16 protein-coding genes are annotated in these 13,115 nt (G+C 65.5%); 5 read left to right on the plus strand and 11 right to left on the minus strand.

Annotated elements, in window-relative coordinates; translation table 11 throughout:
* Window positions 1-3 precede the first annotated feature (3 nt).
* Complete coding sequence (locus LWC34_RS33965) at window positions 4-429, plus strand: MarR family winged helix-turn-helix transcriptional regulator (protein WP_233729357.1); 426 nt, start codon at window positions 4-6, stop codon at window positions 427-429.
* A gap of 32 nt (window positions 430-461) precedes the next feature.
* On the opposite strand, the gene mutM is transcribed toward LWC34_RS33965, so the two are convergent.
* From mutM to LWC34_RS33995, 6 genes are all read right to left on the minus strand, one after another.
* Window positions 462-1,316 (minus strand): bifunctional DNA-formamidopyrimidine glycosylase/DNA-(apurinic or apyrimidinic site) lyase, encoded by an 855-nt coding sequence (mutM, locus tag LWC34_RS33970; RefSeq protein ID WP_233729358.1) that lies wholly within the window; start codon window positions 1,314-1,316, stop codon window positions 462-464.
* Window positions 1,309-2,058, minus strand: a complete 750-nt coding sequence (gene rnc / locus LWC34_RS33975; RefSeq protein WP_372496681.1) for a ribonuclease III — start codon at window positions 2,056-2,058, stop codon at window positions 1,309-1,311. Before rnc ends, mutM begins: the two co-directional genes overlap by 8 nt.
* A 26-nt stretch (window positions 2,059-2,084) precedes the next feature.
* A complete protein-coding gene (gene rpmF / locus LWC34_RS33980; RefSeq protein WP_054294974.1) occupies window positions 2,085-2,267 on the minus strand; it encodes a 50S ribosomal protein L32 in 183 nt (60 codons plus the stop codon).
* A gap of 2 nt (window positions 2,268-2,269) precedes the next feature.
* Complete coding sequence (locus tag LWC34_RS33985) at window positions 2,270-2,860, minus strand: YceD family protein (RefSeq protein ID WP_233729360.1); 591 nt, start codon at window positions 2,858-2,860, stop codon at window positions 2,270-2,272.
* Between the two features lie 87 nt (window positions 2,861-2,947).
* Window positions 2,948-3,712, minus strand: coding sequence for a flotillin family protein (locus tag LWC34_RS33990; protein ID WP_233729361.1), 765 nt, complete (start codon window positions 3,710-3,712; stop codon window positions 2,948-2,950).
* An 88-nt stretch (window positions 3,713-3,800) separates the two neighbouring features.
* Complete coding sequence (locus LWC34_RS33995) at window positions 3,801-4,208, minus strand: guanyl-specific ribonuclease (RefSeq protein ID WP_233729362.1); 408 nt, start codon at window positions 4,206-4,208, stop codon at window positions 3,801-3,803.
* 55 nt (window positions 4,209-4,263) lie between these two features.
* On the opposite strand from LWC34_RS33995, the gene LWC34_RS34000 reads away from it, so the two are divergent.
* A complete protein-coding gene (locus LWC34_RS34000) occupies window positions 4,264-4,704 on the plus strand; it encodes a GNAT family N-acetyltransferase (RefSeq protein WP_233730930.1) in 441 nt (146 codons plus the stop codon).
* A gap of 600 nt (window positions 4,705-5,304) precedes the next feature.
* Here the strand turns inward: LWC34_RS34000 and coaD are convergent.
* From coaD to LWC34_RS34015, 3 genes are read right to left on the minus strand one after another with little or no spacing between them, the layout of a single operon-like run.
* The gene (gene coaD, locus LWC34_RS34005; protein ID WP_233729363.1) at window positions 5,305-5,799 is read right to left on the minus strand and encodes a pantetheine-phosphate adenylyltransferase; all 495 of its coding nucleotides are present in this window, start codon (window positions 5,797-5,799) and stop codon (window positions 5,305-5,307) included.
* A gap of 52 nt (window positions 5,800-5,851) precedes the next feature.
* Window positions 5,852-6,394 carry a 16S rRNA (guanine(966)-N(2))-methyltransferase RsmD gene (gene rsmD / locus LWC34_RS34010; RefSeq protein WP_233729364.1) on the minus strand — a complete coding sequence of 181 codons (543 nt, stop codon included), beginning with the start codon at window positions 6,392-6,394 and terminating at the stop codon, window positions 5,852-5,854.
* A gap of 12 nt (window positions 6,395-6,406) precedes the next feature.
* On the minus strand, window positions 6,407-7,129 hold the full coding sequence (locus tag LWC34_RS34015; protein ID WP_233729365.1) for an SDR family NAD(P)-dependent oxidoreductase: 723 nt from the start codon (window positions 7,127-7,129) through the stop codon (window positions 6,407-6,409).
* A 152-nt stretch (window positions 7,130-7,281) separates the two neighbouring features.
* Between LWC34_RS34015 and LWC34_RS34020 the strand changes: the two genes are divergently transcribed.
* Both LWC34_RS34020 and LWC34_RS34025 read left to right on the plus strand, forming a co-directional pair.
* The gene (locus tag LWC34_RS34020) at window positions 7,282-9,372 is read left to right on the plus strand and encodes a HelD family protein (protein WP_233729366.1); all 2,091 of its coding nucleotides are present in this window, start codon (window positions 7,282-7,284) and stop codon (window positions 9,370-9,372) included.
* Window positions 9,373-9,554: 182 nt separating this feature from the next.
* A complete protein-coding gene (locus tag LWC34_RS34025) occupies window positions 9,555-10,688 on the plus strand; it encodes a Fic family protein (RefSeq protein ID WP_233729367.1) in 1,134 nt (377 codons plus the stop codon).
* Here the strand turns inward: LWC34_RS34025 and LWC34_RS34030 are convergent.
* On the minus strand, window positions 10,685-10,981 hold the full coding sequence (locus LWC34_RS34030) for a DUF2087 domain-containing protein (protein ID WP_233729368.1): 297 nt from the start codon (window positions 10,979-10,981) through the stop codon (window positions 10,685-10,687). The genes LWC34_RS34025 and LWC34_RS34030 overlap by 4 nt on opposite strands.
* A gap of 224 nt (window positions 10,982-11,205) precedes the next feature.
* Here LWC34_RS34030 and LWC34_RS34035 point away from each other — a divergent pair, with 224 nt between their 5' ends.
* Window positions 11,206-12,228 (plus strand): DUF4872 domain-containing protein, encoded by a 1,023-nt coding sequence (locus LWC34_RS34035; protein ID WP_233729369.1) that lies wholly within the window; start codon window positions 11,206-11,208, stop codon window positions 12,226-12,228.
* Between the two features lie 64 nt (window positions 12,229-12,292).
* On the opposite strand, the gene LWC34_RS34040 is transcribed toward LWC34_RS34035, so the two are convergent.
* A complete protein-coding gene (locus LWC34_RS34040) occupies window positions 12,293-13,078 on the minus strand; it encodes an arginase family protein (protein ID WP_233729370.1) in 786 nt (261 codons plus the stop codon).
* Window positions 13,079-13,115 lie beyond the last annotated feature (37 nt).

The raw sequence follows: 13,115 nt of genomic DNA on the forward strand, positions 1-13,115 counted from the left end.
AACGTGACCACCGACCAACAGGCCTTCGCCATGGTGGTCGCGCTGCACAGGTTGATGAGGTCGCTGCGGCGCGTAGTGCGTAACGAGGCGCTGCAACCCACGCAGATCATCGTGCTGACGCAACTGGTCGGCAACGGGCCGATGCGCGTCGGCGAACTCGCGGCCGGAGTGCCGTGCTCGCAGCCGACCGCCACAGTGGCTGTCGCCAGCCTCGAATCCGCCGGTTACGTCCGCCGGGAACATGACCCCGCGGACGGCCGGGCGATTCGTGTGGTGATCACCGACAAAGGCCGGGAGCTCCTGCTGTCCTTGGCGCACGGCGAAGCGCGCGAGCTCGCCGACCGCATCAACCAACTCGACCCAGCCGATCAGGCCCAACTCGCCAACACCATCCCCCTGCTGAACAAACTCGCAGCTCAGCCCTCGTGAGTGGTTAGCAGGGTTAGAACACGCATAACCACTCACGAGGGTTTTGGCTGGCAGCGGGGGCAGGAGAACGACGACCGGTTCATGAACGACTCACGCTTGATCGGCCGGCCGCATCGGTTGCACGGCTTGCCTTCCTGGCCGTAGACGTTCAGCGATCGGTCGAAGTACCCGGACTGGCCGTTGACGTTGACGTACAACGCGTCGAACGAGGTCCCGCCGACGGCCAGTGCCTCGTTCATCACCTCGGCCGCGGCGTCCAACAGCGCGGCGGCTTTGGGCGCGCTCATCCGGTCTGTTGGTTTGGCCCAGTGCACCTTGACCCGCCACAGGGCTTCGTCGGCGTAGATGTTGCCGATGCCCGACACCAGGGTCTGGTCAAGCAGGGCTCGTTTGACGTCGGTGTGCTTGCGGCGCATGGCTTTGACGACCGCGGACTGGTCGAACGCCGGGTCCATCGGGTCACGGGCGATGTGCGCGACCGGTTCCGGCAGCCGGTCACCGTCCACTTCGACCACTTCGGACAGCGCGAGGCCGCCGAAGGTGCGCTGGTCGACGAACCGCAGCTCCGGGCCGTCGTCGTCGAAGCTCAACCGGACCCGCAAGTGCTTCTCGTCGGGGGAACCGACCGGGCGGACGAGCATCTGCCCGCTCATCCCCAGGTGCGCGATCATCGCGTCACCACCGGACAGCTCGACCCACAGATATTTGCCGCGCCGCCGGGCGGCATCGATGCGCTGCCCGGCCAAGCGTGACTCGAAATCGCGCGCACCAGGAACATGCCTGCGGATGGCGCGCGGGTGCAGCACCTCTGCTTTCGCGATCACCCGGTTCGCGGCGTGGTCCGCCAGACCTCGGCGGACGACTTCGACCTCGGGGAGTTCAGGCACCGGTGCCGTTCTCGGTCTGCGGCAGGTGGATCTCGGAAAGCTCGCGGTACGCCGCCTCGGCGGCCTTCTGCTCAGCTTCCTTCTTCGTCCGCCCGTCACCGCTGCCGTAGCTCTGACCAGCGACAACAACCGTCGCCTTGAACTCCTTGCGGTGATCCGGCCCTTCCTCCTCGACCCGGTACTCCGGTACGCCGAGACCAGCCGACGCACACAGCTCCTGCAGGCTCGTCTTCCAGTCGAGACCCGCACCGCGCCGGGGCGCCTCGTCGAGCAGTTGGTCGAACAGCTTGTGCACGACCTTGCGCGCGACGTCGATGCCTTCCTGCAGGTAGACCGCGCCGATCACCGCTTCGAGCGTGTCGGCGAGGATGCTGGCCTTGTCCCGGCCGCCGGTGAGCTCCTCACCACGGCCGAGCAACAGGTGCGCACCAAGACCTCCCGCGCCGAGACCGCGGGCCACCCGCGCGAGCGCGTGCATGTTCACCACGCTCGCCCGCAACCGGGCCAGCTGGCCCTCCGGCAACTCGCTGTGTGTCCGGTACAGGTGATCGGTGATCACCATGCCCAGTACCGAGTCGCCGAGGAACTCCAGCCGCTCGTTGGGTGGCAGGCCGCCGTTCTCGTACGCGTACGAGCGATGGGTCAGGGCGAGCTGCAACAAATCGGAGTCCAACTGGACGCCGAGCGCGTCCATCAGCGAAGTGGGATCTCCTGCGCCGTTCCGGCCGCCCCTACCTCCCATTGCCCTCTGTGCCTCCGCCTTTTCGATCAAGCAGGCTGCGTGACCTGGCGGCCGTTGTACTGGCCGCAGTTCGGGCAGGCGACGTGCTGGGGCTTGGGCTGACGGCAAGCGCGGTTGCTGCACGGCTCAAGTGGAATCGCAGTGGTCTTCCACTGTGCGCGGCGCGAGCGCGTGTTCGAGCGCGACATCTTCCGCTTGGGAACGGCCACGGCTACTTCTCCTCAGGTCGGTCACTGGAATCCCCGAGCCGGTCTTGCAACGCGGCCCAGCGGGGATCGATTTTCTCATGCCCGTGGCCGGGGCCGAGATCGGCCCACTTGCCGCCACAGCCGGGACACAATCCGGCGCAGTCGGGCGTACACAACGGGACCTGCGGCAGCGCGAGCACAACGGCGTCGCGTACCACGGGCTCCAGGTCGATCCGGTCGTCGACGAGGCGCGGGACCTCGTCTTCGTCCGTGGTCTCCTCGGTGGCGCTGTGCGGGTACGCGAACAGCTCCGTCAGCTCCACCTCGACATGATCCGACAGCGGGTCGAGGCACCGAGCGCACGAACCCTCGACGGGCGCGGACGCGGTGCCGGAGACCAGCACACCCTCGACCACCGATTCGAGCAGCACGTCCACGTCGACAACGGCACCCGTCGGGACCGCGATGACGTCTTCGATGCCGAGCGGCGACTCGAGAGTCACTTCCCGGCGGACGGCACGGCTGCTGCCCGGGCGGCGGCCGAGCTCACGGGTGTCGATCACCCACGGGCTTGCGGCGGCGTTCCGGGTGGTGGCCTGCCGGTTTTCGGACATGTCAGAACTCGAGAAGGTAGTTGGTCGGGAAAGGTCAACCCGACAAGCGTACGTGACCGGGCTGTCGGGCGCGAAATCGGGGCATTGTCAACTGTCGTAGTCAAACGGCGCGGCGCCGTTCGTCTGCCCGAGCACCGGCTGGACGTGCGGATTCGGTGTGTGAATACCCGTCGCCTGGGTCGCGCGCAAATGCGTGCGGCCTTTGCCGACGGTCCGCAGCGTGTGCGCGAGCAGGTCCTCGAACTCGGCCAGCTTTCCGTCCACATAGGCGTCACACTCGGCGCGCTGCCGGTCGGCCTCGGCGGCGGTGGCCTCGAGGATCCGGTTCGACTCGACGTGCGACGCCGCGACGACCTCGGTCTGCGACACCAGCCGGGCCTGCTCGTGCCTGCCGTCCTCGACCGAGTGTTCGTAGGACTCACGGCCTGCCTGCAGCATCCGCTCGGCCTCGGCGTGCGCGCGGCCGACGAGCTCTTCGTACTCGGCGTGGCCCTTTTCGATCTCCTGGTCGGCGCGCTGCTCGGCGTCGCTGATCATTCGGTCGGCGCGTGCTTGCGCTTCGGCCAGGATGCGCTCGGCCTCGGCCTGCGCGTTGGCCAGCGTGCTTTCGGCGTCCGAGGTGGCCTTGCTGACCTTGGTCGCGGCCTCGTGCTCGGCCTTGCCGACGATTTCGTCCCGCTTGTCGAGCACGTCCTGCGCGTCGTCGAGCTCGCCGGGAATGGCGTCCCTGATCTCGTCGAGCAGTTCGAGGGAGTCGCCTCGCGGCACGATGCAGTTGGAGGTCATCGGGACGCCCCTGGCCTCCTCGATGATCGTGACGAGCTCGTCGAGAGCCTCGAACACCCGGTACACCCTGTTGTCTCCCTCGTAAGACGCGTTTTTTACTCCACCCCAGTCTGCCGGTTTCCCGGCGAGCTGGGGTGGAGGACGCAGGGGTGTGTCAGGCGCGGATGTCGACCAGACGGAAGCTGGCGTAGTGATCGGCGGTGTAGAAGTACTCACCGGCGGAGCCAGTGACGATCCGCCGCGCACCGCGGGTGGAGCTGCCAGGGGTCCTGACGGTGTACTCGCGGTAATAGCCGGTCGAGCAGAGCGGAAGCAGCCGTTCCCGGTTCTGGAAAACGGTGCCGTCCTGCGGGAACGGGTACGGCCCGCCCCGCTGGATGAGCCGGACGGTGTCGGTGGCCTGGGGAGGCAGGGCGGAGAGGTTGACCCGGGTGAACCCGGAGGTGTCGCCGCACGCGGCCTGGATGGCCGCCTGGCTCGCACCCGCAGGGGCGGCGACCCCGACGAGACCGATCACGAGCGCGAACAGGACCTTCACTACACGTAATGTGATGTTGGTCATTCACGAAACGTAACCCGGTCGAGTGACACCCGGATGAATCATGAACGGCATGCCCATGGAAATCAGGCGAGCTGAGGCAGCGGACGTACCCGCGATCGTGGCGATGATCGCCAACGACCAATTGGGGGCATCGAGAGAAAGCCCAGGCGATCCGCGGTACCTGGCGGCATTCGACGAAATCTCGGCCGATCCGAACCAATACCTGGCGGTGGTTGTCCTCGACGGTGTGGTGGCCGGAACTCTCCAGCTGACCTTCACCCCAGGGCTGTCCCGGCTAGGGATGAAGCGAGCGACCATCGAAGCCGTCCGAGTGCACGCAGACCACAGGGGTTCCGGCCTTGGACAGCGTTTCATCGAATGGGCCATCTCGGAAGCCAGAGCGCGGGGCTGCGGGCTGGTGCAGCTGACCACGGACGCCAGCCGGGTGGACGCGCACAGGTTCTACGAGCGACTCGGGTTCGAACCAAGCCACGTGGGGATGAAACTCAAGCTCTAGTGCGCGGCATACCTACCACGCGCTTGCTGTGCTGTGCCCAACCCCCGGAGCGAAGCGACGGGTTACGGCGCGACAGCGCGTGTGTCCACCATTCCTTGTGGTGAGTTGAACCCGCGAGCGGCGCACGGCGGGTACCAGCGGGGCTGGAAGCGAGTCGAGCAGTGTGACTCACCGTGAAGGAATGGTGGACACACGCCGGCTCGCGGGCGAAGGAAGACGCCCTGAAATGCAGAGACCCAGTCTTTTCAGGCCTTACCTTGCTGACAGGCCTGTCTCCTGGCTTGCCTGGCATTCACGACCTGGCTGGGTTGGATGAACTACCGCGTGTCCGCCCCACCGGCACGGCGAGTCAAACTGCTCGACTCGCCTTCGCTGTGGCTCGCTTGCCGCCGTGCGCCGCTCGCGCGTTCAACACACCATGCCGGAGCGGCAGACACGCGCGGGCACCCGGTCACCGACTTCCAGCTAGTTCGCTCCGCTCACAGCTATACGTCGCTTGCTACCCGGGCGCTGCGGGCACCCGTCACTGACTCCCCGCCAGCTCGCTGCGCCCACGGCGATACGTCATTGTGCTACCGAGTGCATGCCGCACATTCAACGTTATTCCCCGGGTGCCCGCTGTACATTCAACCTTTTGATCAGGTGTTCATTCACCTGCGCCGGCAAAAGATGGGCTACGTCGCCGCCGTATTTCGCTACTTCCTTCACCAGCGAACTGGACAGGAAGCTGTACGCGGGGCTGGTTGGCATGAACAGCGTGTCGACACCGGACAGCTGCTGGTTCATCTGCGCCATCTGCAGCTCGTAGTCGAAGTCGCTGACCGCGCGCATTCCTTTCACGATCGCTTTGATCCCGTACTTCTCGCAGTACTGGACCAGTAAACCGTGCCAGGAGTCGACCCTTACGTTCGTGAGGTGACTCGTCACGTCGGAGAGCATCTCGGTGCGTTCGTCGACCGTGAACAACGTCTGCTTCGACTTGTTGATCATCACGGCGATCACGACCTCGTCGAAGACCTTGGCGGCCCGTTCGATGATGTCGAGGTGCCCGTTGGTGACAGGGTCATAGGAGCCTGGGTAGACCGCCCTCCGCATAGGCCGAAAGGTAGCAGCCGATCGGGCTCACCCACTGTTCCCGTGGCGCCGGTCACTCCTCCGGGTACTCGGCCCAATGCAGCACGGTGTCGCCGTACTTCTTCGTCCGCAACGACTCCAGCGGCGCGGGCCACGCAGGGGCAACCGCGCGCACGGACTGTTCGAGTACGACCAGCGCACCAGGCGCGGCCCAGCGGGAGAGGGCCGTCACCTCGGCGGCAACGTCCATGTCGTACGGCGGATCGGCCACGATCAGGTCGAACGGCGAGGCGTCGCCGGACAGGAAGGTCAGCACCTTCGCCTGCACGACCGAAGTCCCGGGCAGGCCGACCGCAGCGATATTGGCCTTGAGCACGTTGACCGCGGTGCGGTCCGATTCGACGAAGGTGACGCTCGAAGCCCCGCGTGACAACGCTTCAAGCCCCAGCGCGCCCGATCCCGCGTACAGGTCAAGAACCTTGAGGCTGGAGAGATCCAGCATCGACTCGACGGCGCTGAACAGCGCCTCACGCACCCGGTCTGACGTGGGACGGGTGCCCCGGGGTGGTACGGCCAACCGGCGGCCGCCAGCCGTACCTGCCACTATCCGAGTCACCGGGTGATGATCTCACCGGCCGTTGTGGCCGCCTCCGTTGACGTGCAGCACCTGCCCGGTGACATGGGCGGCGCCGGGTGAGGCGAGGTAGGACACGGCTTTCGCGACATCCTCAGGCAGCCCTGCGCGGCCCGACGGGATCTCGCCGATCAGGAAGTCCCTGCGTTCCTCGGTCAGCGTGTTGTTGAAGAACTCGGTCGACACGGTCATCCCCGGCGCCACCACGTTCGCGGTCGCCCGGCCGGCGAGTTTCTTGGCCAGCTCCACATTCCACGGCACGATCGCGGCCTTGGCCGGGCCGTACGAACCGCTGCCGCGGAAGCCCGCGATCGAGCTGATGCTGATGATCCGGCCGTTCTCGGCCAACCTCGGCAGTAAGGCCTCGGTGACCAGGACCGTGGAGATCACGTTGGACTCGTAGTCGGCCATCCAGAGCTTCTTCAGCGCGGCCAGGTCGCCCGGTTTGGCCGCGAGTCCCTGGCGTGCCATGTTCGCGCCCGCGTTGTTGACGAGGATGTCGATGGTCTGGGGCAGTTGGTCGAGTGCCGCTTGGACCGCTTCGGGGTCCGCCGCGTCGAACGCCACGTGTTTCGCACCGATCTCGGCCGCGCTCGCGGCGAGCACATCCGGCCGCCTGCCGGTGATCACCACCTCGACACCGTCGCTGACCAGCTGTGATGCGATGGCACGGCCGATTCCCGTGCCACCACCTGTGACGAGTGCAGTCAATGTCATAGGGGCATAATCTTGGGTCGGCCACGCAGTTGGTCAAGCTTTCACGTATGTGGAACGTGATCTGGACCAACATCCACTGGACAAGTGGTTTGTCAACCGCTGAGAGAGCGTAATGTGGCTCTTCCGTCCCAAAGGAGAACCGGGGGTCGTGGGTGTCGCAGGCCGCAGTCCGACAAGCTGAGATCGCGATCGAGCAGAAGCACGTAGACGTTGTCTACGCACGCCTTGCCGAGATGCGCGTCGAAGCTGCAGAGATGCGTGATCGCGGTGACCGGCTCGCGCACGGCGCCGGTACCGAAGCCGTGTTCGAGCAAGCGTCCATGCTCTACGAGCGAGACGTGATGGTCCGGCACGCCAACCGGATCCTGCAGACGCTCGACTCGGAGCACGAAGGCCTGGTGTTCGGCCGTCTCGACGACAACGGCGGCGAGACGCTGTACGTCGGCAGGCTCGGCATCCGAGACGCGGAGTTCGAGAACCTGGTGACCGACTGGCGCGCACCAGCGGCCGCGGCGTTCTACCAGGCAACGGCCGAGCAGCCGATGGGTGTTGTGCGCCGCAGGGTGATCCGCTCGACCGGCCAGCAAGTGATCGAGATCGACGACGACCTGCTGATGCCCGACGAGCAGCCGGACACCATGCAGGTGGTCGGCGAAGGCGCCCTGATGGCGTCGCTCAACCGCGCGCGTAGCGACCAGATGCGCGACATCGTGGCGACGATCCAGAAGGAGCAGGACGAGGCGATCCGCGCGCCATGGCGTGGCGTCACAGAGATCACCGGCGGCCCAGGGACGGGCAAGACCGCGGTCGCGCTGCACCGCGTGGCATACCTGCTTTACCGCGACCGCAAGCGGATGGGCAGCGCGGGCGTTCTCGTGCTCGGGCCGTCGGCCGCATTCACCTCGTACATCTCGCGTGTCCTGCCATCGATGGGTGAGGACAGCGTCGAACTGCGGTCGTTGGGCAACCTGCTGGACGGCATCGAAGCCACACGTATCGACCCCGCGCAGATCGCGGCGATCAAGGGCTCGCTGCGCATGCGGCGCGTGCTGAAGAAGGCGTTGCGCGACACGCCACCGGACGCGCCGACGGAGTTCCGCATCACGTACCGCGGCGAGGTCCTCAAACTCAACGAGCAAGAATTGGCGAAAGTCCGCCGCCAGGTGCACAGTCTCGGCCGTCTGCCCAACCGGTCCCGCGTGGACGCCGCCGAAGCGTTGCTGGAAGCGTTGTGGCACAAGGCAGAGTCGTACGAGGGCTACAACGTCAAGAAGAAGGATCTGCTGATCGACCTCGGCGAGCGGATCGACTTCCACCGTTTCGTAGTGGTCTTCTGGCCGGTACTCACAGCGATCGACGTCCTCCGTTCGCTCGGCGACCGCGCCCGCCTGGCTCGTGCGGCCGGGTCGACGTTGTCAGCGCGCGAAGTCGACCAACTGGCGGCCTCGTGGCGACATGACGACTGGTCGGTGGCTGACGTGGCGTTGCTCGATGAGCTACGGACGCTTATCGGCCCGCCGCCCAAGCGCCGTAACCGCCGTGTGTTGCTCGAGGAACAACCGGACCCGTCGGGCCGTCGCCGTCCCGAGAACTATGAGGATTACTCGCACATCGTGGTCGACGAGTCGCAGGACCTCTCGCCCATGCAATGGCGAATGATCGCGCGACGAGGGCAATACGCGAGCTGGACCCTGGTCGGCGACCCGGTGCAGAGCACGTGGCCGGACGTGGCGGAGGCGCAGCAGGCGCGGGATATCGCGCTGGGCAAGCGAACCACCCGCCGCCGCTTCACGTTGCGCACGAACTACCGGAACTCAGCGGAAATCTTCAACCTCGCCGCCCGCGTGGTCCGTGACGTCGCCTCTTCCGATGAACTCCCGCGTGCCGTCCGTGACACAGGGATCTCGCCTGTGGTCGAGACCGTGGTGCCGGGGTCCTTGCCTGGCGCGGTCCGTGATGCCACACGGGAACTGCTGGAGCAGGTCGACGGAACCGTTGGCGTGATCGCGTCGATGACGAGCATCGACAAGGTCCGGTCCTGGATGTCCGAAGTGGACGACGACAGGGTGAAGATCGTCGACGCGATCGAGGCGAAGGGCCTTGAGTACGACGCCGTCGTCCTGGTCGAGCCGACCGAGATGGTGACGGAGTCGATGACCGGGCCCCGAGCCCTCTACGTCGCCCTGACCCGCGCCACCCAACGCCTGACCGTCCTCACAACCGAAGAAACCTGGCCCGCCTAACCCACCCCACCTCCGCCGTGTCCACCATTCCGGAACACCGTGTCCACCGTTCCTTGCGACCGTGTCCACCGTTCCGGAACACCGTGTCCACCGTTCCGACACAGTGAAATGCACTTTCCGGCACCTCGATTCCGACGATGAGCTCTGTTGCATCGACGCTACGAGGCTCGTAGCGTCGATGCATGCTCTTCGCGGTACCTGACCTCGACGCCAAAGACCAGCAGGTCCTTGGCGAGATCGAGCGTTTCCGGGAAGAACTGCGCCACCAGGTCGCCGAGCCTCGACGGTGGGAAGGCCAGCTCCGACGCAGCCTGGTCGCCGGAGCGATCCAAGGGTCGAACTCGATCGAAGGCATCGTGGTGACCATTCAGGACGCTCAGGCATTGGTCGATGGCGAGGAAATGTCCGCATCGGTCGACGACGCCGACCGTGCCGCGGTCACCGGCTACTGCGAGGCCTTGACGTGGGTGCAGCAGTCCGCCCACATGAATGGCTTCGTGTTCCACGAAATGTTGTTGAGCGCCTTGCATTTCATGATGCTCAAGCACGACTTGTCCGCGTGGCCTGGCCGCTACCGACCGGGCGCCATCTACGTCTCTGGCGGCGATCCGCTGAACCCGGTCTACGCGGGTCCGCAACCGGAGCAGATCGCGCAACTGATGGCTGAGTTGATGGATTGGCTCAATACCGGGGATCTTGACGCGCCGGTATTGGTCCGAGCGGCGATCGCGCATCTCAACCTGGTGAGCATTCATCCTTGGCGAGACGGCAACGGTCGAATGTCCCGGTGTCTGCACAGGTTGGTCCTCGCCAGGGACAAGGTGCTCGCTCCCGAGTTCGCTTCGATCGAGGAATGGCTTGGCGAAGCCACGAACACCTACGCCTATTACGAGGCGCTCCGGCAGACCAGAACCTCATGGCAGCCGGAACGCAACACCCATACGTGGGTTCGGTTCTGCCTACGCGCACACCATATGCAGGCTCAACTCGTCCAGCGCAGGCTGGAGCGTGCCGCCAAGACCTGGCACGAGCTGGCTGAGATCGTTTCGGCCACAGGCTTGGACGAGCGTGTCGTGTCTGCTTTGTATGCCGCCGCACTCGGCCAGGTGCGGCGAACCACGTACCAGCACGATGAGAATCTGACCAGGGATCAAGCGGTTCGTGACCTGCAAACGTTGCGTCGGCTCGGCCTGATCGAGCCGCTCGGCCACGGCAAGACACAGCGCTACACGGCAGCAGGCGCTGCCCGCCAGCGGGCTCAGGAGATCGTCCGGCAGTTGGGCCGGACGCCGTTGCGCGACCCTTACTCGGACTAGGCGACCCAGCCGCCGGTTCGCCAGTAGTGGCCGTGCTCGCGGCTGAGCAGGTCCTCGTCGACCAGGTATCGGCGCAGGGTCACGTAGTCGGTTTCGCCGCCGTCGCACCAGGCACGCAGGACAACGTCGATTTCCTTCTCAGGGAACCGGCGTCCGGGTTCGAAGCTTGCTGCGATGTGTTCGAGCAGGATGCGTCTGCGGCCGCGTTTTGCTGGGAAACGGACCAGGTGGCCGTTCCGGATGAAGGTCTGCAGCACTTTCTCGGCGTGCGGGTCGGCGTAACCGAAGTCCATACAGCATTGATAACGCCCTGGCCGCGAGCCCGCCAACCGATATAGCCTTTCGGGCGGGCTCGCTCGCGGGCCTGACCTCCTGACCGGTCGCCCACGCCGCCCGGCTGAGCGGAGGCAAAGGTGGCCGTTGTCATCGCGAGTGGTCGAGCATGTCGCGACGAGAAATAGGACGGCACCCGGGTGCTGGCGTGGGGTACGGCTCCGAAGGCTGTCCTGGGAGTGCGATGACCGACCACAAGAAGCTCAAGCGCCTCGTCCGCGACCGGATGGCGGCGACCGGCGAGTCCTACACCACCGCCCGCTGGCACATCACAAGCAAGACCAAGCCACAGCACCGGGTGTCCAAACTGCTCGCAACCGCCCTTGATGACGAGTACAGCGAGGCCATGATCACCGGGCTGGCCGGTGGAATCGGGTTCATGTACGCCGTCTTCGAGTACAAAGGCATGCATCCGCTGATGACCATCATGGCTCAGCATCACCCAGATCCATGGGTGCCCGCGGTCCTCAACCGGCTCAACGTGTCCTTTGTAGAGCAGCACAGCGGGAAGGCTGAGGCCGGGATCGCCAAGCTGCGTAAAGCAACACGGCCGGTCTTTGCCGAAGTGGACAGAAGTGCGCTGCCGTGGCACGAGCCCTCACCATGGGCAGGCTACGACCCGTACACCGTGCTGGTCGTCGAAATCTCGGAAACAGTGTCACTGATCGATGTGGACAGACATGAGTTGTCCATCGAGGACTTTTCCAAGGCATGGTCGGCTTACCGGAAGGGAAAGCATCACGCGATCGTGATGGGCACGGCCGGGAAGCCAGATCTGGACAAGGCCGTTTCGGACGCCATCCAGACCACTGTGGACCATATGACTGGTCCGGTCCTCGGCAACAACTTCGACGTCAACTTCGGCTTCTCAGGGATGTCCAAACTGGCCGATCAGCTGAGGGATACGCGAACGAAGGCCGGGTGGACCAAGCGGTTCGGCGACACCGACCACGGCACCAAGCGCCTCTATGAGTGTCTGGAGGAGCAGAACACCGCGCCCGGCGCCACTCGCCCGCTGTACGCCGACTTTCTCGACGAGGTCGGCAGGGCGGAGGCCGCGAAGCTGTTCAAGCAGTCCGGCGCGGCATGGTCCCGGCTGGCCAAGAAGGCCAAGATGTCGAAGGATTATCCGGCGATGGCCGAGATTGTCGACGAGTGCCTGGATCTGGAGAGTCGAGCGGTAGAGCTCCTGCGACAGCCTCGGTAGGCGACTCAAGCGGTTGCGCAGGTCCCGCAGGCCGTCAACAGCCTCGGCGAGCGGGGCGAGCCCTTCAGACTCCAGCGCCACGCCTTAGCGCTCCTACAACTGCCTCGACAAGAGGCGCGAGTTTGCGGATCTCCTTCTCATCCGCGGTCGCGCATTCGGTGATCCCGGCGCCGATTACTGGCACCGGGATCCCGTTGATCGCGGCCGCAACCTCGGCAATGCTCAACCCGGCCGGCTCCGGATACGTCGCGCCGCCGAACTCCGCCGGGTCCAGTACGTCCAAGTCGACATGGAGATAGATCTGCTCGCCGGGTATGGAATCCGCGGAGACCAGCCCGCGGTCGATCGCGGCCTGCTCACCCTCGTCAATCGACCGTGCGCCAATCAAAACAGCGTTGCCGGGCCGCAATGCCGGGCTTGCCACGAACTCTGCGTCACCTTCACCGAACAGCACACGCAACGCCATGCCGTGAAACGCGCCTGATGGCGAGGTCTCAACCGTATTCAAGTCCGGGTGCGCATCGAACCAGGCCACACCAAGGCTTTCGCCGAAGCGGAACCGCGCCACAGCGATCGGCACAACGTCCGTGCCGCAGTCGCCACCTATCGTCAGTACCGATCCGCCCGGCGCTTCCAAGGCCGCCAACTGGGCCGTCCGGTTCACGATCAGCGCCGCGCGGTTCGCAACTCCGTCAATCACGGGCGAGTCCTCTGTGGACACCGGTACGACCACCGGCTGCACACCGGCGATTTCCCCAGCCAACCGGCTCAGCGCCAAGCAGCCCTCAGGCAGGAAACGCGCCTTGGGGACCAGGGCGCCTTGCCGCTGCGGGACAGCGTGGACCTGCATCAAACCCCCATGATGAGAGGTGGCCGTGACGGAAACC

Source organism: Kibdelosporangium philippinense (assembly GCF_021390435.2).
Classification (GTDB): domain Bacteria; phylum Actinomycetota; class Actinomycetes; order Mycobacteriales; family Pseudonocardiaceae; genus Kibdelosporangium; species Kibdelosporangium philippinense.